The organism is Microbacterium sp. NPDC076768, assembly GCF_040687205.1.
Lineage (GTDB): Bacteria > Actinomycetota > Actinomycetes > Actinomycetales > Microbacteriaceae > Microbacterium.
On record NZ_JBFBMU010000002.1, the window covers coordinates 482,280 to 504,779 of the forward strand.

Sequence of the window (22,500 nt, forward strand, 5' to 3'; positions counted from 1 at the left end):
ATGGCGAACGGTGCCCAGTCACTCCAAGTCAGTCTTGTCTCCGCCGACGCGGAGGTTTGGACAGGCGAGGCGAGCCTTGTGGTCGCCAAGACCGTCGAGGGCGAGATGGGCTTCATGACCGGCCACGAGCCGGTGCTGGCCATCCTTGCCGAGGGCCAGGTGCGCATCACTCAGACTGATGGCACCAAGGTGCTGGCGAACGCTCAGGATGGGTTTGTCTCGATGGAGGCAAACACTCTGACGATCGTGGCCGGCAACGCGGCTCTCATCGCCTAACAGTTCGTTTATCGGGTCCGCCTCGGACCTTCACCCCACTCTTCGCGGAGCAGGGTGGAGGACCGGGGCGGACTCGTCTTTCTCCACTGAGGCTCCATGAAGATCCTGCTCCCTCCTTCTGAGACGAAGCGCGAGGGAGGAAGCGGTGCTCCGCTTGATGCTGCATCGCTCTCTCTGCCAGCGCTGACGAGTCGGCGGTTAGCTGTGCTCGACGCGCTCACCGCACTCGCCGAAGACGAAGAGGCTGCGCAACGTGTGCTCAAGCTCAGCCCACGTCAGCGGGGCGACATCGCGCACAACCGCAACCTGCGAGCGGCGCCGACGATGCCTGCGGTCGACCGGTACACGGGTGTGCTTTACGACGCGCTCGATGCGGAGTCGCTCTCGGCAGCGTCCCGGCGTTGGTTGGGAAGCCACGTCTGGATCCACAGCGCTCCGTTGGGGCCAATCGGCGCGTTGGACAGTCTCCCGATGTATCGCCTTGCCGCCGGAACATCGCTGCCCGGGGTAGCGCCACTTCGTCGGCACTGGGACGCTGCGACGACAGCGGCGATTGATGAAGAAGCTCCGTCGTTTGTGCTCGATCTGCGAAGCGAGGCGTACGTCGCGCTCGGGAGCATACCGGCCACCGTGCCTTCGGCGTACGTGAAGGTCGTGACAGAGCATGGTCGCGCCCTCAATCACTTCAACAAGAAGTCCAAGGGCTTGCTTGTTCGTGCCCTCGCTGACGATCGTCCGCGCATCGATTCGCTGAGGCAGTTTCGTGGGTGGGCGCAACGCCACAATCTGCTGTTTCGAGAGGGTGACACGCAAGGCGTTCTGGAGTTCGTGGTCGAGGGCTGAAGAACGCACCGGGAGCGTGACGCCTCGGGCGCCGTTGCCGCGAGAGTCTGCGCCCCGCTAGGGTTGTGTCGCGGCGTGCACTGCGTCGTTTTCTCAACCTGGAGGGGATCATGGATCCTTACTACGACACGGGATACCTGGCCGTAGTTCTCGGCATCGTCATCATCTCGATCATTTTCAGCCTCATCGGCTACGTCATTACATCGTTCTTCCTGATGAAGATCTTTGAAAAAGCTGGCGTCGAAGGCAAATGGCGTGCATGGGTGCCCGTTTACAACACGATGATCTTCTTCAAGCTGGGCGACCTGAGCCCGTGGCTGGTGCTGTACGGCCTTGCGGGAACACTTCTTCTTGGCTGGGTTGGCGTCGGCTATGCCTTCTCGATCGCGCTTGCAGTGTTCGCGGCGATTGCTGCCTGGCGCGTAGGACTGAAGCTCCAGAAGGATGCTGTCTGGGTTATCTTGTACGTCTTCCTGGCGATCGTCTGGCTGGGTATCAACGCTTTCGACAAGTCGCGGTGGAACCCGAACATCCAGCCGGCATCGTGGGCCGGAAACGCCTTCTTGGGTGACCGCACAAGCTGGAACGGTGTCCCCAGCCAGCCCGTCGCGGCTTCGCAGCCACCGCAGGGTGCTCCCCAGGGATACGCTCCTCCCGCTCCGCAGGGATACGCTCCTCCCGCGCAGCCCGGTTACACGGCACCGCCGGCTAGCCCTGTTGCTCCGCCCGCAGGCGCACCGGCTGCCCCTGGCACGCCGCCCGCACCTCCTGCTCCCTCCACGCCGCCTGCTGCTGCTCCGCCAGCACCACCGGCGCCTCCTGCTGCTCCGAACGAGCCGACGCAGCCTCCGGCCTAATGCTGTGACACAGAACCCTCGACTTCGGTCGGGGGTTCTGTGCTTTTCGGCGTAAGCCGGTCTTCGCCTGAGGCGCTAGCCTGGAACGCGTGGTTGTTCCTGTGCTGGTTCGCGCTTTCGGCGCCAAAAATGTCAACGCTCGACACCATCCGGAAGATCCGTACCCTGGCGTGTGCGGTCTGAGTGGCCGGGAGTTCTACTACGATGTGTGAGTATCCTGCGGTCGTCCGACCAGTCGCAGGTCCATCGGAGGCAGCACGTGGCTGAGACCAAAACGCAACGCGTCACGGTTGCCCAGCGACCGTTGGAACTGTCCTGGTCAGGGGTGACCGATCAAGGTCGGCGTCGCGATAACAACCAAGATGCTTTCCTCGCGGAGTACCCGCTTTTCATCGTTGCAGACGGTATGGGCGGACACGCAGGGGGCGAAATCGCAAGCCAGAGCACGGTTGAGCGGCTTCGGGCGATGGTCTCCGCTGGCGACGTCAGTGCATCGGCAATTGAAGATGCTCTGCAGCTCGTCGTGGGTGATATCGCAGACCATCCGGAAACCACCGACGAGGGCACGGGAACAACGCTCACCGGGGTATACCTCAGTGGGGTCGATGAAGATTCGCATTGGGTTGCGCTGAACATCGGTGATTCGCGTGTCTACCTTCTCCGCGACGACCGGCTGGTGCAGATCACCACAGACCACTCAGTGGTGCAAGAGCTGATTGCGGCAGGCAAGCTCAGCCCAGAAGAGGCGGAAGGGCACCCGTATAGCAACGTGATCACGAGAGCCGTTGGCGCGAGTGAGCTCACAGCTCCCGACTATGTCTCTATCGACGTGCGCTCAGGGGACCGGTTCGTGATCTGCTCAGATGGACTCACCAAAGAGCTCACTGATTACGGCATCCAGCACTTCCTCCGTGAGCATGCAGACCCTGGTGCTGCTGTGGACGCGATGCTCGCCGCCGCACTCGAAAATGGTGGACGCGATAACGTCACGCTCATCATCGTGCAGGTAGCGGACGACGCTGACTCGTCCTCCCCAAACGACGACTCAGCGGAGTAGCTGATTCGCGCTGTGGACAGCGCTGATCTTAGGCCTCGGGTGCAGTTCACTGGGCCTCATGGAAAATCTTCCGATCGTCCTTCCCACGGCTCCCGCACCTGCGCGCCGAGCGCCACTTCCCTTCATGGCAGCCGTGGTACCCATCGCTGCCGGTGTCGGGCTCTGGCTCATCACCGGATCGATTTTCGCTCTCGCGTTCGCGCTATTGGGGCCTTTGATGATCGCGGCTTCGCTCGTGGATGCGGCTCGAAATCGGCGCCGCGACCGTCGCCAAGGGGCAGTGCAGGCAGAGAAAGAGTGGGCTGACGCCGAACAAGAGCTCTTGCGACGTCATCAAGAAGAACGCGATGCTCTGTGGCTTCGGGATCCCGATGCCGGATCGGGATTCTTGCAACCACCGCTTCGTGGTATCGAGCCACCCGATACGACAACGTCGATTGTTGTCGGGGCAGGCGGCGTCACGAGCGAGGTACGGTGCACGGGCGGAGAGGAGTCCCGCGGTCGCAGCTTTCGTGAGCGGAGCAGCGTGGTGCTCGATGCACCAGTGCTTGTCTCCATCGGCGGCGGGATCTGTGTGAGAGGAGCGCCTTCGCTGACAGACGCCGTTGTGCGCGCCCTGGTCTTGCAGCTTTGTCTGCGCTTCGGCGCCTCGCAGCTCGCTCTCGTGGGTGCTGACCTCTCCCGCTACGGGCTGGAGTCACTGCCGCATGCCGTCACGACGCGAAAGCGCGGATTCACGTTGGGGATCGGCGTCAGCGACTCAGACAGCGGAGCCATAGACGCGCTGATCTGGCAGACCGGCGCTGAGGCAGATGTGCCGGAGGGGATCACCACGGTGATTGACGTTGTCGAGCCTGCCAGAGCGAAGGTCCGCACTCCTCGCGGAATCACCACCGTCGCCGTCGAGTGTTTGTCGTTCGAGCAAGCGCGAGAGGTCGTGAAAGAGCTGGCACATCTTCGAGATGATGCAGACGCGCTCCCTGACGCGGTGGCGATGCACGAGCTCGCGCAGCCAACAGGAGGGGATGGTCTGGCGGCGACGATCGGTAGAGGGGAGCGTGGTGACATCACCGTCGATATCGTCCACGACGGTCCTCATGCCATTGTCACGGGGATGACGGGCACCGGAAAGAGCGAGCTTCTCGTCTCATGGGTGACGGCGATCGCCGAATTGCATGGACCGGACCGGGTGGTCTTTGTGTTGGCTGATTTCAAAGGCGGTACGGCGTTCGAACCTCTCCGTGCACTGCGGCAGGTTGCCGCAGTGATCACTGATCTTGATGAGGCAGGCGCACGACGCGGAGTGTCGAGCCTTACGGCGGAGCTCCGACGCCGTGAAGCAGCGCTGGCGTCGGCAGGTGTGCGCGACGTGCGCGACTCTTCGATGCCGCGGCTGGTGGTGGTGATCGATGAGTTTGCCGCGTTGTTGGCTGAGCACCCCGACCTTGGTGCTGTTTTTATCGATGTCGCCGCACGAGGGAGGGCGCTGGGCATGCACCTCATCCTCGGTACTCAGCGTGCATCAGGTGTTGTGCGGGATGCGCTGGCGGCAAACTGTCCGTTGCGCATCAGCTTGCGAGTGGGAGATGCAGCCGACAGCGTTCTGATGCTGGGGACCGATGCGGCAGCGGCGCTCCCCGGCGGAGCCGCGTCGCGGGGGATCGGATTGGTGCGTCGGCCGACCGACCAGGAACCTGTGCCGATACGGGTGGCCCTGACGGGCGTCGCGGATTTGCGTGAAGTTGGCATGCGATGGGGCGCGGAGGACGCACCGCGTAGCCCCTGGCTTCCGGCGCTTCCCGCACGCATACCCCTCGAGGAGCTTCCTGCATCCGATGGCAATGTTCCCGAAACGATCGTGTGGGGGATCGGCGATGACCCCGCACGGCAGTCTCAGCCGCAGGAGATGCTGCGCTGCGGTCAAGACCGGGGGACGGTTGTTCTGGGTTCCCCGGGATCGGGCCGCACTTCGGCCTTGCGGGCGGTGGCAGCGCAACGGCCCGATGCTTTCTGGGTGTCGGACGATCCTGAGGCGGCGTGGGACATGCTTGCCAACTGGGCGGTCGGTAGTGCTCGTCCGCCCGAGGTCGTACTCTGCGACGACCTCGATGCCCTGGTAGCCACCTTCCCGCCGGAGTATGGCCAGCTGTTTGTCCAGCGGTGGGAACAGGTGATTCGGGCGGGGGCTGGCACAACATTCATGCTCTCCGCCACCAGGGCGGCAGGGGCCATCGGCCGAGTGTTTGACCTCTTGCCCCGGAGAGCAATACTGCGGATGCCGACGCGCATCGAGCACCTGTCGGCGGGGGGAGAGCCATCGGGCTTCGTGCGCGACCGCATAGCGGGACGCGCCAGGATCGGGGAGCGCGAGGTGCAGATCGTCTGGGCTGCTCCCGATGCCGTTGACGCTTCTGCTCCGGATGCTGTGTCCTGGTGGGCTCCTTCATGTGCGGCGACGGCGGTCGTCAGTGCCGGTGCACCATCGCTCGTTTCTCGTCTGCGCGAAGCTCACCCGGAGTACGAAGTTTTGCTCGCCGGCGTCGAGCCCTCCAATCCGCAACACCCTTGCATCGTGGTCGCAGACGCAGAAACGTGGCAACGGAACTGGTCCTTGTTTCAGCGCATTCGCGCAGAGGGGGAGGTACTTATTCGGGCCGAACAGCAAGCCGACCTTCGTCAACTCGGCGGTGTGCGCGAACTACCGCCCTACGCTCTTTTGCACAGAGGTCGCGCATGGTCGATAACGGGGTCCTCAGCACCTCGACGCGTTGTGCTCGCCGAGCTTTCGTCGCTCTGAGTGGAGCGCATGCGCGGGATTTGGCGAATCAGATTCCCGCGCCAGGGCGAATAGCGCCGACGTCAATCCCGCCGCCCTGCACGCTCAGGGGAAGCGCATTGGTGAGCGATGTGACATCGGCGTCACTCAGGCCGCCGGCATGAGCGAGCAACGTTGCCGCGACAACCGTAGAGGCGCGAGTGGCACCGTCCAGCGTCTTGAGAGCCACCGTGGTTCCGTTGGGAGCGACCATCACCATCACACCTTCGGCTCCGTACTTGGTGAACACACCGAGCTTCTCGGTCGCGATGGTGTCTGGGCGCCCCGGCCCTTCGATCGTCCACGGGTTCTCCCGCACCGCTCGCACAAGTGAGCCGGCGACACGGTGCAGGGCAAACGGTGAGCGGTCGGAAGCCGTACCGATGCGGTGCATTGAGCGGGCGAGGCCCGTCAGCGTCATCACGTGGACAGGAGCACCGCATCCGTCGATCGCGGTGTGGGCGATCTTCTCGCCGGTGAGCCGTTCGACGACTTCGCGGATGTGCTGCTGTAGCGGATGGTCGACATCGAGGTATCCGGCGGTTGGCCAGCCGGTTGCCACGCACGCTCGCAGCATGGCGGCGTGCTTGCCTGAGCAGTTCATGCGCACGCGCTCTGGCTGTCCGTGCTCGCGCACGAGCTCATCACGTGTTGCCGAATCGCTTGGCCATGCGGCAGGGCAACCAAGATGATCTTCGGTGAGGCCGCCCTCGGTAAGCATGTCTCTGACAACCGCAGCATGCCTATCTGTGCCGATGTGGCTGGCGGTGGAGATCGCAAGCTGCTCACCCTCCAGTACCGCACCTGCGGTGAGGCACGCGACGGCCTGAAGCGGCTTCATGCTTGAGCGCGGCAAGACGAGGGCATCGACGTTGCCATGACGAGCGACGATCTCACCGTCGGGCGAGAGCACGACCGCTGCGCCAGCATGGCGAGATTCGACGAAACCACTCCGTTCGACGACAGCAAGTTCTACGGAATCCTGAACAGTGAGAGTCTCCAGCACCCGACAACTCTAGTCGGGGGCTGGACCTCTCGCGCGGTGTCGCACACTCATGCGAGAGTGTTGCCATGGCACAGACGACTCCCCGCACCCTCGGTGAACATCACTACGCGCTCACCTCAACCTGGACGGGGAACACCGGGTCAGGCACCACCGGCTACCGCGAGTACCGGCGCGACGTGACAATCGAGATCGACGGCAAGCCCAACCTGTTGGCATCGGCTGATCGGCCATTCCGCGGTGACTCGACTCGTTGGAACCCGGAAGATCTTTTGCTCGCGTCACTCTCTGAGTGCCATCTGCTGTCTTATTTGCACGCCTGCGTCACCGCGGGAGTTGTCGTGGTGTCATACCGTGATCAGGCGCGGGGAACGATGCACGAAGACGGGAGGGGGAGCGGCGCGTTCGTCGATGTGCTGTTGCGTCCAGAGGTCGTCGTGGCGGAACCGTCGATGATCGAAGCCGCAGAGCACGCTCACACTCAGGCGCATGAGTGGTGCTTCATCGCAAACTCGATGAACTTCCCCGTCCGTCACCAGGCAACGGTGACCGCACTCGAATAGCCCCGGCGCACGCGCGCTTTAGCGTCGCTCGTGGGGGAGGGCTTGCTTGATCTTTTCGATGGTCCCGTGCGCGGGAGCCTCGTTGTAGGTTCCTGCGAGTTCTTGACCAGATAGTCCATGAATCGCGGCCATGATTTCGTCCGTGGCAAGCCGACGTGCGCGTCCGCTGGTCGCCGGGCCGTGGGGAGACAAATCGAGCGGCTCGCCAAACCGCACCGTGATGCGCTCTTTGAGCGTGGGCACCTTCGCACCGACAGGGAGCACTTTGTCGGTACCGCTCAGGCCGACAGGAACAACGCGTGCCCCTGTTTGCAGAGCGAGAAACGCCACACCAGTGCGCCCCTTGTAGAGCCGTCCGTCTGTGGAGCGAGTGCCCTCAGGGTAGAGCGCGACGGCGAGGCCCTCATCCAGCAGTTGACGCTGTAGCTCAAGCGCGTCGAGCGCTGCTTGCCCCGCGCCCCTCTGCACGGGGATCGCACCGATGGACTGAAAAAACGTCTTACTCAGCCAACCCCGAAAACCGGTGCCTTCGAAGTATGCCGACTTCGCCAAAAAATGGACGGGGCGAGGAGCAGCGACCGGAATCGCGATCGAGTCGATAAACGAGAGGTGGTTGCTCGCGAAGATCACGGGGCCGTCCGACGGCACATGTTCGCGCCCCTCGATGCGCGGTCGATAGATCAGCCGCGCGAGCGGAGTGATAAGGCCACGACCGAGAGCATAGGCAAATCCTGCGTGATGCGGCTTCCCCGCCTCATCTGACGAGGACTCGGGCTCGACGGACTGCTCAGAGGTCATCAGAGCAGGCTACCGCCGCTTTCATTCCATTGTGGGAATGAAGATTCGATGCGCGTTTCTCAGCGTGAGCAAAGGGGCGTAGGGGAAGATGGAGTGTCCCACCCGCGATCTTGAGGTTTTACTGTGCGCAAGCGTCCGCTTATCGTCCTGTCCACTGTCGCCGCCGCGACCCTTTTGTTGGCAGGTTGTGCTGGCAGCGCGGAGCCGGAGAGCTCCGGTACACCAGACGCCGCAGCGAGTGAGTGCATGCTGGATGCTCAGCCGGGTGAGACTTCCGATTCTGTGGTCGTCGAAGGTGAAGGAGTCGACGCGAAGGTGACGATTCCCGCTGACGCCGCCTTCGCGGGCGTCGAGCGCACGGTCATCTCCGAGGGCGAAGGCGACCAGGTTCTCGTGAATGACCTGGTGTCGGTGGAGTACCAGATCGTCGACGCGACCAGCAACGAGGTACTCGACTCCTCTGCACGTGGCGACGACGGCTTGCTGCCGGTTCTTCTCGACACAAATCAGTCTTCGCTCTTTGTCGCTGCGCTCGAGTGTGAGCCGGTTGGCTCCCGCGTAGCGCTGGCGCTCCCCGCTGACGTCCTGGGTGAAGGGGCAAGCAACGTTGTCGTCTACGCCGAAGCAGTGGAGCAGCTTCCTCTTGTCGCTTCCGGTGACGCTGTCGAACCGACTCCTGGCATGCCGACGGTTGAACTCGCGGATGACGGAGCACCAACGATCACGATCCCAGATGGTGATGCACCGACGGAGACTGAAGTTGCTGTGCTGAAGCAGGGCGACGGCGCGACCGTCGCCTCAGGCGACCTGGTTGTGGTGCAGTACATGGGTGTTAAGTGGTCTGACGGAGAAGAATTCGACTCCAGCTGGAGCCGTGAGGCAGTGCCGTCGCAATTCCAGACCACCGGCGTTGTTGCAGGCTTCCAGAAGGCGCTCGAGGGACAACAGGTTGGTTCGCAGGTCATCGTCGTTATGCCGCCAGCGGAAGGCTACGGCGCCAGCGAAGGTCACGAGCTTCAGAACGAAAGCCTCGTGTTCGTCGTCGACATTCTGGCGACGACTCCTGTTCAGCAGTAGCCACTGCGGGGGCACGTTCGTGTCTTAGGCTGGCGTTATGCGTCGCATTATCGTCCTCGGGTCCACTGGTTCTATCGGCATTCAGGCACTAGATGTAATCCGCGCCAACCCACGTCGATTTGAGCTCGTCGGTCTTGCAGCCGGTTCGAATTCGGAGCTACTTGCCCAGCAAGCAGAGCAGTTCCACGTCGATCACACAGCGCTCGGAGCCGCTGCAGCTGAGCAGCTTGTGCGGGACGTTGAGGCCGACGTGGTGCTCAACGCCATCACCGGCTCTGTAGGGCTGGGATCGACGCTTGCGGCGTTGCAATCGGGGCGTACCTTGGCGCTCGCGAACAAAGAGTCGTTGATCGTCGGCGGAGACCTGGTACTCGCGGCCGCCGCTCCCGGTCAGATCGTGCCGGTGGACTCTGAGCACTCCGCCATTGCCCAGGCCCTGATGGCAGGCACTCACGCCGAGGTACGACGGCTTGTCGTCACCGCCTCTGGCGGGCCCTTCCGCGGGCGCACACGGGAGGATCTGAGTGAGGTCACACCGGCCGAGGCGCTGGCGCATCCCACCTGGGACATGGGGCGGATGGTCACGACCAACTCCGCGACGTTGGTGAACAAGGGGCTGGAAGTGATCGAGGCGCATCTGCTCTTCGATGTGCCGTACGACGACATCCAGGTGGTGGTGCACCCGCAATCGATCGTGCACTCGATGGTCGAGTTTCTGGATGGGTCGACTATCGCGCAGGCGTCGCCTCCAGACATGCGTCTGCCGATCTCACTGGGCCTCGACTGGCCGCATCGCGTGGGAGGAGTGGGGCGCCCGCTTGACTGGTCAACCGCGACCTCCTGGACGTTCGAGCCTCTCGATGACGAAGCCTTTCCCGCCGTCACGCTCGCTAAAACGGTGGGGCGTGCCGGTGGCACATTCCCCGCCGTCTACAACGCAGCCAACGAGCAGGCGGTCCATGCGTTCCACGAGGGACGGCTTCCGTTCCTCGGGATCGTCGACACCATCGCACGCGTGGTCGACGCGCATGACGCACCGGACGAACTCACCGTCGAATCTCTCTCCGAAGTTGAGACGTGGGCGCGCGCCACAGCAGATCGCATGATCGCGAAGGGCTGATGAAGGCCTAAATGCTCTCGTCGGGGTACGGCACTGGCCACCGGGAATCCGGAACAGACCATCCGGCAGCACGAAGAGCCCTGCGGGCGAGTTCCCTGGCAGAGTAGGGGGTGCGCATGCCACGGATATCGCGATAGTCCTGGTGGCCGGGGCCGGCCCAGAGAATGGCATCGCCTTCGCCCACGAGTCCTACCGCGGTGATGATGGCGTTCTCCGGAGGGGAGGACTCATGGATTTCAGCATCTGGCCGAGCGATGCGCGCGCTTTCGATAAGCGTTGCGCGGATGGATGCGGGGTCTTCGAACCGAGGGTGGTGGTCGGTGACCACCAGAATGTCGCTGCCGTTCACGGCGGTTCTTGCCATGTCGAAGCGCTTGCTGGCATCGCGGTCGCCATCGGCACCGAACAGCATCAGCACTTTGCCCGGCGTCACGCGGCGGACAGCGGCGAGTGTCTTCTCGAACGCATCCGGTGAGTGTCCGAAGTCGACGAAGACTGCCGGGCCGTCTTCACCGGAGACAAGCTGCGTGCGGCCGGGCAGGTAGGCACGGATTCCTTCGTCGCGAGCAACGGCGTCGACGATGCGTTCCCAGGTGTAGCCGCCTTCGAGCAGCATCACGATCGCCAGAGCGGCATTCGCGGCCATATGCGGACCGATCACTGGCACGGTCGTCGTCAACGAACCGGCGGGTCCCGTCATCGTAAACGTCGTGCCAGAGGCGCGCTCATCATCGATGACGACCACCCAGTCAGCGGCGGCTGCCGTCTCGGGGTCAGCCGCGATGGAGGGTGTGCCCACTGTGACCACAGGGATTTCAGAGCGCTCGACCACGATTGCCCCCGAGGCAGAGTCGAGGCAGATGACGCCCCTCTTCGCTCGATCTGGGCGGAAGAGCGGAAGCTTCGCCTCGAAGTACTCCTCCATGTCGACGTAGTCGTCGAGGTGGTCGTGGCTCAAGTTGGTGAAGCCTGCAACATCGAACTGAATGCCGTCGACGCGGTGACGAGACAGCGCCTGCGCGCTTACCTCTACCGCAACAGCTTCGACAGCACGTTCGCGCATCAGCGCGAGGAGCGCGTGCATCTCCGAGGCTTCGGGGGTAGTGAGACGGGAGACGATAACCTCGCCAGCGATGTGGCGTTCGGCAGTCGATGAGAGACCAGTGACGACGTCGAGCTGGTCAAGGATTCCCTCCAGCAGGTGAGAAACGCTCGTCTTGCCATTGGTGCCAGTCGTTGCAAAGAGAAGGGGAAGCGGATCACCGGCGCCGGTGCCATAGACCCAGGCGCTCAGGTCTCCGAGCACGGCACGAGGATTATCGACGATGATGACAGGAAGACCAGCCGGTGTGGCGATCTCTGCACCCGCCTCATCGGTGATCACCGCCACAGCACCCTTCTCCGCGGCGGTAGCGGCGAAATCGGCGCCGTGCCTGTTCACCCCTCGTATGGCGACGAAGGCTTCACCTGGGCGCAGGTCCGCGGTAGCAAGCGTGATGCCGGAGAGGGTGACTCCCTCGACATCACCGCGCACTGAGCGGGCGAAGCGGTCGGCAAGTTCGGACAGCTCACGCCGGGGCGGGTTCGCGGGGCGGAGCACGGGAGGCAGGCTCGGTTGTTGTTCAATCGACATGTCGCATCCATGATCTCATGACGACGGCGCGAACCCACGCTGCGGCACGACTCCTCGCGCGTGGTCGCGCGAGGAGTCGTGCCTCACTGTCAGGCTTTGCGCCGGTATGCCAGAACCGCCACGATCAGAGCGGCGACTCCTGCGACCAGTCCGCCAGCACCGAGGGCAACAGCCAACGGGTCAGACTCCGGCGAAGCGTCGGTGGTGCCGTGGTCTGCATGACCATCTGTCGCGGCTGCCCCGATTGACAAGACAGGAGCAGGGGACTCAAGCTCGTGCGGGTCTTCGCCTTCTTCTGCGAGCTGTGTCCATTCCGTTGTCCCGTCCACGCATTCCTGTACGACCGGGAATGCGAGCGAATCGGTGGCGCTCTCATCAAGACCGACCGACATGCTCACCGCGCCGCGGAGGCCGTTGGGGACGGGGGTGACAGCGGTGTACGTCACGGCGCTGACCAGACCATCGTCGCCACGCTCGACATCGATGTTCCAGTCGCTGTCGACGGTCGGGGCAACAGAGGTGAGTCCTTCGGGCATCGTGATCTGCAAAGCAGTCGTTGGTGACTCGTCACAACCGTGAGAGAACGAGAACGTCAGCACACCGTAGTCTCCGGCGGCGAGTTCGTCTGGACTGACACCGACGTGAGCGCTTGCCATCGAAGGAAGGGCGAGCGCGAGTGCGGCGCCGCCGAGGACTCCGGCAGTGGCGAGAATAGTGCGGCGGGTGCGGGTGTTGCGGGACACAAGCAATCTCCTGGTACTCAAAAAGTGCGGGCGCGTGAATGTCACGCGATCTCCGCGAAAGAGGGTGCCGCCGAAGTGGCGACGGATACCTATGCGGCAGAGATGCCGCTGGAGAGACGAGGGGGTCCGCGCTGTGGCTCCGTGCGCGAGGAAGCCGCGTCGAGCGCGACGAAGACAGCAGAGCGCAGCCGGGGTGGTTTGCGGTGTGCGGCCGGCGTCGCGGGGGAGGCGCGGCGGATGTGCGCGTCAACCCAACGCGCCACGGCGCGCATGATCGCCTCACCGTGCCACACCAGCACGGTGGTGAGTATCGCGGCGACGAAGTGAGCAAACAGCATCATCGCGCTCGGCGTTGCTGCGGCAGATCCTGACCCCAAACTGGCGAGGTCGATCTGGTGGGTGTGAACACCGTTCGCTACGCCGCTGCCTTCGCCGAGCACGTCTGCCGCTGTGGGAGAACCAAGCACCTGAAAAAGAACGTGAAAAACGACCTGCGAGAGCACGACGCCAGACGCGACCCGTGCGCGCGATTGCCGCACGCCGATCAACAGTGCGCACAGCGGCATCAGCAGAGTCGCGATGGCGACAATCAGCAGGGGGTGCGGGGCAGATCCGCCACCGAAAGTGTGAGAAATTGCGGCGATGAGCGTGGCCACAGAAGATACGAGAGCAGCGCGTACCAGTCGCAGCTGCCGAGCATTCACCCCCACAGCCTAGCTGCGCCGAAAGTGCAAGGCAGATTCCAAGCTCCGGGGCACTACCGTTGAACCGTGGAAATACTGCTCTATCTGGGCGGCATCCTGTTCATGCTGATCGGCCTCGGGCTTTCGATTGGCCTGCATGAGGTCGGCCATCTCGTCCCTGCGAAGCTGTTTGGCGTGCGCGTAGGGCAGTACATGATCGGCTTCGGACCGCGGTTGTGGTCAAAACGAATCGGTGAAACTGAGTACGGCTTCAAAATGCTCCCGGTCGGCGGCTTCATCTCGATGTCGGGCATGTATCCGGCATCGAAGAACACAGGTCCCGCCTCTGGTGTCTTCCGTTCGTTGATTCAAGACGCGCGCTCCGCCAACGACGAAACCATTGCCGAGGGCGCAGAAGATCGCGTCTTCTACCGCTTGCCGGTGTGGAAGCGCGTCATCGTGATGCTCGGTGGGCCGGTGATGAACCTCGTCCTCGCTGTCGTGATCTTCACTGTGCTGGTCTCCGGCATCGGAGTGCAGCAGGGAACCACCACGATCGCCTCGGTGAGCGAATGTGTGGTTCCTGCGGGATCGACGGCCACCGAGTGCTCGGCTGACTACCCGGCATCGCCTGCGGCTGAGGCTGGTCTCGAGCCTGGTGACGTGATCGTCTCTATCGATGGCACAGCGGTTTCGAATTTTGCGGAGGCCACAGCCATTGTGCAGGCCTCCCCAGGGGAGACCCTCGATGCGGTGGTTCTTCGCGACGGTGTGGAGCAAGACCTACGAATCACTCCCATTGCGGCGGAGCGCACAATCACCGATGCGAGTGGTCGCCCGATCCTCGATGATTCCGGTGAACCCGTTGTCAAAGAAGTGGGCTATGTGGGCATGGGCGCTCAGATGGGGTACGTGCAACAGCCATTGACCGCGGGGCCTGAGATGGCTGCCGAGACGACAGCACGGGTCGGTTCGCTGATCGCCACATTGCCTGTGCGGTTGTGGGATGTCGGAGTTTCTCTGGTGACTGGCGGTGAACGCGATCCGAATGGCCCGTTGAGCGTGGTCGGAGTCGGACGCATCGCTGGCGAAGTCGCCGCAACAGATGCGCCAGTTCTCAATCGGTTCGCTGTCCTGCTTGGCCTACTCGGCTCGCTGAACATCGCCCTCTTCGTGTTCAACCTGATCCCACTGCTACCGCTCGATGGGGGTCACATCGTGGTCGCCCTGTGGGATGGCATCAAACGTGTGTGGGCGAAGCTCTTCCGCCGGCCTCCTCCCGCGCCTGTCGATGCCACGAAACTGGTGCCGCTCACCGTGGTTGTTGCCGTACTCCTCATCGGGATGGGGGCGTTGTTGCTGGTTGCCGACCTGTTCAACCCCATAAATATTCTGGGTTGATGTCGAAATCGTTCTTGTCCGTTCGCTGTAAGGGTGAAACGGTTCTCAAGACGAAAGGACGAACCCCATGAAGTACGTCATTATGTTCACCTCCACGCCCGCACACGACGCCGCGGTCGACCCTGAGGTCGCGCAAGATGTGTACGGACGCGTGTTTCAGTGGTTTCAAGACAATGACCAGTGGATCGAAGACAGCGGTGCCGAGTTGCAGCCCGTCGAGACGGCGACAACTGTGCGCCGTGGCGCTGCCGGCGCTGTGGTCGTCGATGGTCCCTTCACCGAGGCGCGGGAGGCAGTCGGCGGGTTCTGCCTCATCGATGTTCCTGACCTCGATGCCGCCATCGCGCTTGCCAAAAGCTGGCCGATGCTAGAACTCGAGGGAACATCCGTCGAGGTGCGCCCGATTGTGACGGACTACAGCCAGTTTGAGCAGTGAACGAGACGGATGCCGTGTCGCCGCCCGACGCGGCATCCGATCGCGCCCTCGAACGGGTAGTGCGCGCCGAGACCGGGCACATCGTGGCCTCGCTCACCGCATCACTCGGCAACTTCGACCTCGCCGAAGAAGCCGTAGCCGAGGCCGTCATCGAGGCACTCGTGCACTGGCGCGAGGCCGGAATCCCGCCGAATCCTGGCGGCTGGTTGACGACGGCTGCGCGTCGCAATGCGCTGGATCGACTCAGACGTGACAAGCGATACCGACAAAAGCTTGAGATTCTGGCTGATACGAGTCGCCGATCGGCGAAAGAGGTCGATGAGCGGTTACCGCTCCTGTTTGGCTGTTGCCACCCCGCGCTCACGGAGACAGCGCAGCTCGCGCTCACGTTGCGCGCCGTGTGTGGTCTTACGACGGAGCAGATCGCCAGGGCGACGCTGAGCACCCCCACGGCAACCGGCCAGCGGATTGTCCGCGCGAAGCGCAAGATCGGGGCGGCCGGAATCCCGCTGAGAGTGCCTGTCGGGGAAGAGCGAGCCTCGCGTCTTGATCTTGTGCTGACAGTGATATCGGTGATGTACAACGAAGCTCACCTCGTCGCTGGAGGAGATGCGGGCGCTGATCGCGACCTCGCCGACGACGCGGTCTGGCTTGCCGATGTGGTCGCGCACGCGCTTCCCGGTGAGCCGGAGGCTCTGGGGCTCGTCGCGCTTGTCAAGTTTCATCGGAGTCGGGAGGGTGCGCGGTCAGTCGGGGGCGACATCGTGCTGTTAGCCGACCAGGACCGGTCCCGCTGGGATGTCGGGTTGCAAACGCAGGCGCATGCCGCGCTCCGCGCCGCGGCTGCGCAGAACAGGCCAGGACGATGGCAACTGCACGCCGCTATCGCCGCCTGTCATGCCGATGCGCCCGATTTCGCCAGCACGGACTGGGATCAGATCGTCACCCTGTACGACATGTTGCTGGTCTACGACCAGTCGCCGGTTGTCATGCTGAATCGCGCTGTCGCACTTGCTGAGACCGGCCATGCATCGAGGGCTCTCGTCGAGGTCGAGGGGTTGCGAGGCGATCTGGAGCGTTTTCATCTCTGGCACGCGGTGCGCGGGAACCTTTTGGCGCGCCTTGGCTGCGACGACGAGGCAGTCGAGGCGCTCAACGAAGCGCGAAAACGGACCCAGAACGATGCGGAGCAGCGGCTGCTGCGCGCCCGTGGTGGTACCTCCGTCTGATCGGCCCGCTGTGGCCGCGTCTGTGAGTTCAGGCGAAGGCGTGTCCGACCAAGCGCTCAAGCGTGTGGATCCCATCGCGCGACAAAATCGACTCAAGATGACCTTGCACCGAGGCGAAGTGCGCCCCGCGCAGGGCATAAACATCGCCCGTTTCGCTATCTGCCGAGACCTCGGCAGCGCCCTGCTGAGTAGTCCCAGAGGTGACCCGCGCTGTGAAGGTGTTGTAGAAGCCGATTGAGGCTTCCTCTCCAAAGATCGGCACCAACTTCTGAAGACCCTGGTGAGGCGCGTCAAGGGGCATCAACGGGATGCCGAGACGATCCGAAAGAATCTGATGACTCAGGCACACCGCCAGCAGGGGAGCTTCGGCGTCGAGGCGTCGAGCGACAATCTTGCGCATCCGTGCAATGCGCTTATCTGATGCATCGCGTGGGTCGCCGGGACCAGGTCCCGCAACAACGATGTCGGCAGAGTCGAGATCGTCGTCAGTCACCTCGCTCCATGGCGCGATTGTCACCTCGAGCCCGAGGTGACGCAGCTGGTGCGCCAACATGGTGGTGAACCTGTCTTCCGCGTCAACGACCACCGCGCTGCGCCCTGCGAAAGGACCAGTGAAGTCTTCGCCCTGGGGGTTGAGCCAGAAATCAGCAAGCCGGGAGTTCCGTGATGCCAAGAGTTCGGCGACGTCTGGATCATCGGCGAGAGCTCGTTCTTCGGCAGGTGCATCAGCATCTGCGCGCGCGTTTGGAGTGCTATCGCGCTCGATGGCACCGATTGCCCCCAACACACCTGCCGCCTTGCCGTGCGTCTCTGACACTTCGCCCAGCGGACTTGAGTGCCGCACCAGCGTTGCTCCGACGGGAACGCGGAGCGTGCCGTCTTCGAGATAAACGGTACGAATAAGGATCGGTGCATCCAGGTCGTGCCCACCGTGTGCGTTGGGGGTAAACAACGCAGCGACACCGGAGTAATAGCCGCGAGGCTTCTTCTCGTGACGGCGAATCACCGCACATGCGTTCTGCATGGGTGATCCGGTGACGGTGGGGGCGAACATCGTTTCGCGCAAAATGTCGCGCGGATCAAGCGTGCTGCGCCCACGGAGCATGTACTCGGTGTGGGTGAGTCTAGACATCTCTTTCAGATGTGGACCGGTGATGCGTCCGCCATCTGAGCAGACAGCGCTCATCATCTTGAGTTCTTCGTCAACCACCATGAACAGCTCTTCTGTCTCTTTGGTGGAGGCGAGGAAGTCAATCAGCGTTTCTTTGGTGGCACCGCCAGTGGGGTGGCGGAAGGTTCCGGAGATCGGATTCATCGTGACGATGCCGTCGCGCGCCACGACGTGCGCTTCGGGGCTCGCTCCGACGGCGATATGCCCGGGGGTGAAGACCGCGAACGTCCAGTAAGCGCCGCGCTCGTGCGCCAGCAGAGCTCGAAACCAGGTGAGCGCGGCCGCGCGGTCGTCTGTGTCAATGTCTGCAGTGAAGTCGCGCCTGATGACGAAATTTGCGCCCTCGCCCTGGCCGATTTCTTCTGCGATGACCTTCTCGACGATCGCTGCGTACTTCGAGTCTGGGATATCGAACCCCTCGTTCTGCAGCGCCACTGGTGTGCGAGAGAGGTTGGCCAGAACATCGGATGTGGGCATCTCAAGATGCTCGTCGACAACGATGCACCGCAGCGGTGCGCCATCATCTTGGGCGACGAAACCGCGCTCACGGACCTGGCGATAGGGAACCATCGAGAAAATCTCGCGCGGCGTTCCGTCGATGGTGAGCGGGATGTCTGCGAGGAGCTCGACATCCACAACCTCACCACTGAGAAGCTCTACGGTGTCTCGGCCATCGCGGGCGATCAGCACGAATGATGCTGTCGGGTCGCCGCTGAGCTCAGCGAGTCGTGAGAGGGTCATCGATGTCTCCTGTGCAGGGCTCCGGCTCGGCGCAACGAAAAAACCGCCCCGGAGGCGGTCTGAATTCGTGGGAACGCGAACACACCGCCTAGAAGGCGGGCCACCAGGTGAAGTTCGCGAGCATGGGCCGAAACTACCACACTGGCGCTCTCTCTTTTGAGCGCGTGTCATGGTGCGCCCTTTCACCCCACACGCATCCTGGCGGCGTAGGCTTGATATGTGCCAGCAGTGAATCTCGGAATGCCGAAGGTCCCCGAAGTCCTTTCCCCGCGCCGCAAGACTCGCCAGATCAAGGTCGGCAAAGTTCTCGTCGGTGGCAACGCTCCCGTCAGCGTGCAGTCGATGACCACCACGAAGACGACGGATATCAACGGAACTCTGCAGCAGATCGCCGAGCTTACGGCCTCTGGTTGTGAGATCGTGCGTGTTGCCGTCCCGCATCAGGACGACGCGGATGCGCTGAAGATCATCGCGATGAAGAGCCAGATTCCAGTGATCGCCGACATTCACTTCCAACCGCGATACATCTACACCGCGATCGATGCGGGGTGTGGTGCCGTGCGAGTGAACCCCGGCAACATCCGCGAGTTCGATGGAAACGTCGGGAAGATCGCCGAGGCAGCGAAAGCCGCGGGTGTCTCACTGCGCATCGGCGTGAACGCAGGCTCGCTTGACCGCCGCATCCTTGAAAAGCATGGCAAGGCAACAGCGGAAGCGCTCGTGGAGAGCGCGGTGTGGGAAGCATCGCTGTTCGAAGAACACGACTTTCACGATTTCAAGATTTCGGTCAAGCACAACGACCCGATCGTGATGGTGAAGGCCTACCGTCAGCTCGCGGAACGTGGCGACTGGCCGTTGCACCTTGGCGTCACAGAGGCAGGGCCAGCGTTTCAGGGCACGATAAAGAGCGCGACCGCATTCGGCATCCTGCTCAGCGAGGGCATTGGCGACACGATCCGGGTGTCGCTCTCAGCGCCTCCTGCAGAAGAGGTCAAGGTCGGCCACCAGATTTTGCAGTCTCTCAACCTGCGCGAGCGCAAGCTCGAAATTGTGTCGTGCCCATCCTGCGGACGTGCTCAGGTCGACGTTTACACGCTCGCCGAAGACGTGACCGAAGGCTTGAAGGACATGACCGTACCTTTGCGGGTAGCGGTGATGGGATGCGTCGTGAATGGTCCCGGCGAGGCCAGAGAAGCTGATCTGGGTGTGGCATCTGGCAACGGCAAGGGGCAGATCTTCGTCAAGGGCGAGGTCATCAAGACCGTGCCAGAGGCAGACATCGTCGCGACTCTGATCGAAGAGGCCAACCGGATCGCCGCCGAGATGGGGCCAGACGCTCCACTGGGTACTGCTCAAGTCCTCGTCTAAAGTTCTCCATATGTCTGACTTCGCTCTGCCTCTTCCTGTTCGTACGATGATCGATGCGATCAACTCCGCCGATACGGAAGGTTTCGTCAGTGCGTTCACGTCGACGGGGTTTGTCAACGACTGGGGCACGATTAAAGAGGGTGCTGCTGGTGTGCGCGCATGGGCAGAAAGTGACGCAATCGGCGCCGGCGCGCAGATGACCGTGCTGTCGGCTGTGACCGAAGGTGAAACGACGCGGATCCACTTCGCGTGGTCGAGCCGAGTGTTCAACGGCGAGTCCGATGGCATTTTCGTGGTCGATGGCGACAAGCTCGCCAGCTTCACCATTCCTCCCTCGCACTGACTCAAAGAGAGCTATGTACACTCCGACAATCGTCAGTTTTGCTCAGGGTGCTCTCGTCGGCGAAGCCGTCGTGACCCGCATCGAGCGTGGCCAGGATACGACCGTAGTGGTTGTTGACCAGACGCCGTTTCACCCCGTGGACCACACCTGGCCGGACCAGCCGGGCGACCGAGGCGCGATTGCTGTCGGTAGTGAGATGGTGCGCGTTTCTCAAGCAGTCATGGCTGCGGCATCTGACGACGGCGCGTTCGCCGTCGGGAGTGATATCCCGGTCAAGCGCGGCGCCGATCGGTGGACGTGGCTCGTCGGCCACGAGCTTGACGGTGAAGCTCCGGACTGGCTGGTCGAAGGTGCATCGGTGCGCCTCTCGGTCGACCAGGAGCGCCGCCACGGACTCAGCCGCGGCCACACAGCGTGTCACCTCGCATCGCTCGCGCTGGATGCCGCGCTGGCGGATCTGTGGCGCAAAGACGCGGGGGAGGACGCGCTGGGAAACCCCAACTTTGAGGCACGTGCCAACCAATCCAGCCGAATTCATGAAGACGGGGCGGTTGACGAGTACCGGTTAGGAAAGAGCCTGCGCAAAGCAGGGTTCGACACCGAAACGTTCGCCGCGACGCGTGCCGTGCGCGAGCAGCAGATGAACGAGAGGCTGGCACAGTGGGTTTCCGCGGCTTCTGCAAGCCGCATCGAGACGGATGGCCCCGCTATTTCGGACCGTCGCCGCTGGCACTGCGATCTGCCGGAACGAGAAGCGGTGATTCTGTGCGGAGGCACCCATGTGGATTCGCTCGCAGAGTTCGCATCGATCACTGTCTCGCTCGACCTGAGCGATCCACAGCTCCTCGTGATGACGACAACCGCAACGCCCCTCTGATTACAAGCCTTCGGGGCAGCACGTCAAGAGAGCGCGAATTCGACCTCACCTTTACCGATGTCTGTGCGAACGATTCGCAGACGCACCACGTCCCCCGGCTTCGCGCCAGCAGAGAGTGGCGCGGTGGCGGTTACCGCTGGGGCTGCGATTTGCACGGAGGCTCGCTCACCGCGAACCTCAATCACTGTGGCTGCTATTACCGTGTCGACAAGTGGCGTGAGCAGTGCTGCTTCAACGCAGTTAATTGTCGCCGAGTTTAACCGGGATGCCCGTTGACCAGACTCCTGCATCAGCGCGGGCAGTTCTGCGAGTGAGCTGCGCGCCCACTCCGGAACAGGTTCCCCCTGCGAGACCGCGAGACAGATAGCAAGTGTCCAGCGATCGACAAGACGCCGAAGAGGAGCAGTCGCATGCGCGTACGGAGCGCCGATCGCTGCCTGCACTGCGTCGGTGGGGGCCTGCCCATCGAACACGAGATACCCCGCGCCCCGGAACAGTGAAGCCGCAGCTTCAAGCACAGGAAGCGTCAGCGCGTCTGTGCGATCAAGCCCGCGCAAGAATTCGCCGTACGTGCCTGTCGTCCATGGCCGCCCGAGGGCTTCGGTTTGGTGGCGAAAGGTTGCGAAGGCAGCGGCGTCTGGCTCTGGCATCGTCCGGAGGATTCCGACCTTTGCATCAAGCATCAGAGATGCGGCGGCCATGCCTGTCATCAAAGAGAGCTGTGCATTCCACTCCTCGATCGGAAGAGGGCTCCGTCGCTCGATCGCATAGTCGCCGCTTTCCTCGCGCACGACCACCTCATCAGGAAGATTGAGGCTTGCCCCGCCACGAAGACGCTCCTGCTCGATACGCAAAGCACCGATCTCGGGGAGTAGTGCTGCCGGTCCATCTTCACCGCGGTCTACCGCCTGCTGTGTCGTCACATACTCCAGTTGCGCACGAGAGCGAATCAGTGCGCGCCTCAGCTCAAAGCTCGTCACCACTCCCGCAGAATCGAGCGAAAAAGTCCACACCAACGCTGGCCGGTCCGCACCCGCAAGCAGGGAAGCGCGGTCCTCGCTCAGCACACGCGGATGCAGAGGGATCGAACCATCAGCGGCATAGAGCGTTTGTCCTCGGCGGCGAGCCTCGACGTCGACCGCACCGGCTGGTGAAACAAACCCGGGCACATCGGCGATCGCGTACCGCACTGTGTAGCCGGATCCTGCGCGTTCCAGGTGAAAGGCCTGGTCGAGATCGCGAGAGCCTTCAGGATCCAGCGTGGCAAAAGGAATGTGTCTGAGGTCGAGTTCCGGCACACTCGTCGCTGTTGCCTCTGCCTCCGCGAGCACCGCAGGCGGAAACTCGAGTGGTGTGCCTGCTGCTTCACGCAGCGCGACCAGCGCTGCCGCGAGTTCGGTCTGAGCAGCGGAAGGGGCGACGTACGATCGGCGCTGGGGCATGGCTCCACACTAAGGCGATCGACA

General features: G+C 62.9%; 21 protein-coding genes. 14 read left to right on the forward strand and 7 right to left on the reverse strand.

Features of this window, described 5'->3' with window-relative positions:
• From AB0O87_RS08725 to AB0O87_RS08745, 5 genes are all read left to right on the forward strand, one after another.
• Nucleotides 1-276 carry a F0F1 ATP synthase subunit epsilon gene (locus tag AB0O87_RS08725; protein ID WP_363514224.1) on the forward strand — a complete coding sequence of 92 codons (276 nt, stop codon included), beginning with the start codon at nucleotides 1-3 and terminating at the stop codon, nucleotides 274-276.
• A 96-nt stretch (nucleotides 277-372) separates the two neighbouring features.
• On the forward strand, nucleotides 373-1,119 hold the full coding sequence (yaaA, locus tag AB0O87_RS08730; RefSeq protein ID WP_363514227.1) for a peroxide stress protein YaaA: 747 nt from the start codon (nucleotides 373-375) through the stop codon (nucleotides 1,117-1,119).
• 65 nt (nucleotides 1,120-1,184) lie between these two features.
• Complete coding sequence (locus AB0O87_RS08735; protein WP_363514230.1) at nucleotides 1,185-1,976, forward strand: large exoprotein; 792 nt, start codon at nucleotides 1,185-1,187, stop codon at nucleotides 1,974-1,976.
• A gap of 259 nt (nucleotides 1,977-2,235) precedes the next feature.
• Entirely contained in the window at nucleotides 2,236-3,033 is a 798-nt protein-coding gene (locus AB0O87_RS08740; RefSeq protein WP_363514233.1) for a protein phosphatase 2C domain-containing protein, read from the forward strand.
• A gap of 58 nt (nucleotides 3,034-3,091) precedes the next feature.
• Entirely contained in the window at nucleotides 3,092-5,830 is a 2,739-nt protein-coding gene (locus tag AB0O87_RS08745) for an FtsK/SpoIIIE domain-containing protein (RefSeq protein WP_363514236.1), read from the forward strand.
• A 28-nt stretch (nucleotides 5,831-5,858) separates the two neighbouring features.
• Here AB0O87_RS08745 and AB0O87_RS08750 read toward each other — a convergent pair whose 3' ends face one another.
• Nucleotides 5,859-6,854 carry an asparaginase gene (locus AB0O87_RS08750; protein ID WP_363514239.1) on the reverse strand — a complete coding sequence of 332 codons (996 nt, stop codon included), beginning with the start codon at nucleotides 6,852-6,854 and terminating at the stop codon, nucleotides 5,859-5,861.
• 65 nt (nucleotides 6,855-6,919) lie between these two features.
• Between AB0O87_RS08750 and AB0O87_RS08755 the strand changes: the two genes are divergently transcribed.
• Nucleotides 6,920-7,414, forward strand: a complete 495-nt coding sequence (locus AB0O87_RS08755) for an OsmC family protein (RefSeq protein ID WP_363514241.1) — start codon at nucleotides 6,920-6,922, stop codon at nucleotides 7,412-7,414.
• An 18-nt stretch (nucleotides 7,415-7,432) separates the two neighbouring features.
• On the opposite strand, the gene AB0O87_RS08760 is transcribed toward AB0O87_RS08755, so the two are convergent.
• Nucleotides 7,433-8,212: a lysophospholipid acyltransferase family protein gene (locus AB0O87_RS08760; protein ID WP_363514244.1), complete on the reverse strand. Its 780-nt coding sequence runs from the start codon at nucleotides 8,210-8,212 to the stop codon at nucleotides 7,433-7,435.
• A gap of 123 nt (nucleotides 8,213-8,335) precedes the next feature.
• Between AB0O87_RS08760 and AB0O87_RS08765 the strand changes: the two genes are divergently transcribed.
• On the forward strand, nucleotides 8,336-9,289 hold the full coding sequence (locus AB0O87_RS08765; RefSeq protein WP_363514247.1) for an FKBP-type peptidyl-prolyl cis-trans isomerase: 954 nt from the start codon (nucleotides 8,336-8,338) through the stop codon (nucleotides 9,287-9,289).
• A 37-nt stretch (nucleotides 9,290-9,326) separates the two neighbouring features.
• Nucleotides 9,327-10,409 (forward strand): 1-deoxy-D-xylulose-5-phosphate reductoisomerase, encoded by a 1,083-nt coding sequence (dxr, locus tag AB0O87_RS08770; RefSeq protein ID WP_363514250.1) that lies wholly within the window; start codon nucleotides 9,327-9,329, stop codon nucleotides 10,407-10,409.
• 7 nt (nucleotides 10,410-10,416) lie between these two features.
• On the opposite strand, the gene AB0O87_RS08775 is transcribed toward dxr, so the two are convergent.
• The 3 genes from AB0O87_RS08775 to AB0O87_RS08785 form a co-directional block, all read right to left on the reverse strand.
• Entirely contained in the window at nucleotides 10,417-12,042 is a 1,626-nt protein-coding gene (locus tag AB0O87_RS08775; RefSeq protein WP_363514253.1) for a UDP-N-acetylmuramoyl-L-alanyl-D-glutamate--2,6-diaminopimelate ligase, read from the reverse strand.
• 89 nt (nucleotides 12,043-12,131) lie between these two features.
• Complete coding sequence (locus AB0O87_RS08780; RefSeq protein WP_363514255.1) at nucleotides 12,132-12,785, reverse strand: YcnI family protein; 654 nt, start codon at nucleotides 12,783-12,785, stop codon at nucleotides 12,132-12,134.
• A gap of 89 nt (nucleotides 12,786-12,874) precedes the next feature.
• A complete protein-coding gene (locus AB0O87_RS08785; protein WP_363514258.1) occupies nucleotides 12,875-13,489 on the reverse strand; it encodes a hypothetical protein in 615 nt (204 codons plus the stop codon).
• A gap of 66 nt (nucleotides 13,490-13,555) precedes the next feature.
• Between AB0O87_RS08785 and AB0O87_RS08790 the strand changes: the two genes are divergently transcribed.
• From AB0O87_RS08790 to AB0O87_RS08800, 3 genes are all read left to right on the forward strand, one after another.
• On the forward strand, nucleotides 13,556-14,869 hold the full coding sequence (locus AB0O87_RS08790; RefSeq protein ID WP_363514261.1) for a M50 family metallopeptidase: 1,314 nt from the start codon (nucleotides 13,556-13,558) through the stop codon (nucleotides 14,867-14,869).
• Between the two features lie 67 nt (nucleotides 14,870-14,936).
• A complete protein-coding gene (locus tag AB0O87_RS08795) occupies nucleotides 14,937-15,305 on the forward strand; it encodes a YciI family protein (RefSeq protein ID WP_363514264.1) in 369 nt (122 codons plus the stop codon).
• 14 nt (nucleotides 15,306-15,319) lie between these two features.
• Entirely contained in the window at nucleotides 15,320-16,534 is a 1,215-nt protein-coding gene (locus AB0O87_RS08800; RefSeq protein WP_363514267.1) for a DUF6596 domain-containing protein, read from the forward strand.
• Nucleotides 16,535-16,562: 28 nt separating this feature from the next.
• Here the strand turns inward: AB0O87_RS08800 and AB0O87_RS08805 are convergent, their stop codons facing one another.
• On the reverse strand, nucleotides 16,563-18,446 hold the full coding sequence (locus tag AB0O87_RS08805) for a chorismate-binding protein (RefSeq protein ID WP_363514270.1): 1,884 nt from the start codon (nucleotides 18,444-18,446) through the stop codon (nucleotides 16,563-16,565).
• Nucleotides 18,447-18,665: 219 nt separating this feature from the next.
• On the opposite strand from AB0O87_RS08805, the gene ispG reads away from it, so the two are divergent.
• The 3 genes from ispG to AB0O87_RS08820 are packed head-to-tail and all read left to right on the forward strand — an operon-like array spanning nucleotide 18,666 to nucleotide 21,034.
• Complete coding sequence (gene ispG, locus AB0O87_RS08810; RefSeq protein WP_363514273.1) at nucleotides 18,666-19,814, forward strand: flavodoxin-dependent (E)-4-hydroxy-3-methylbut-2-enyl-diphosphate synthase; 1,149 nt, start codon at nucleotides 18,666-18,668, stop codon at nucleotides 19,812-19,814.
• Nucleotides 19,815-19,824: 10 nt separating this feature from the next.
• Entirely contained in the window at nucleotides 19,825-20,157 is a 333-nt protein-coding gene (locus AB0O87_RS08815; protein ID WP_363514276.1) for a nuclear transport factor 2 family protein, read from the forward strand.
• 13 nt (nucleotides 20,158-20,170) lie between these two features.
• Entirely contained in the window at nucleotides 20,171-21,034 is an 864-nt protein-coding gene (locus AB0O87_RS08820; RefSeq protein ID WP_363514279.1) for a hypothetical protein, read from the forward strand.
• 23 nt (nucleotides 21,035-21,057) lie between these two features.
• Here AB0O87_RS08820 and AB0O87_RS08825 read toward each other — a convergent pair whose 3' ends face one another.
• Entirely contained in the window at nucleotides 21,058-22,476 is a 1,419-nt protein-coding gene (locus AB0O87_RS08825) for an RNB domain-containing ribonuclease (protein WP_363514282.1), read from the reverse strand.
• Nucleotides 22,477-22,500 lie beyond the last annotated feature (24 nt).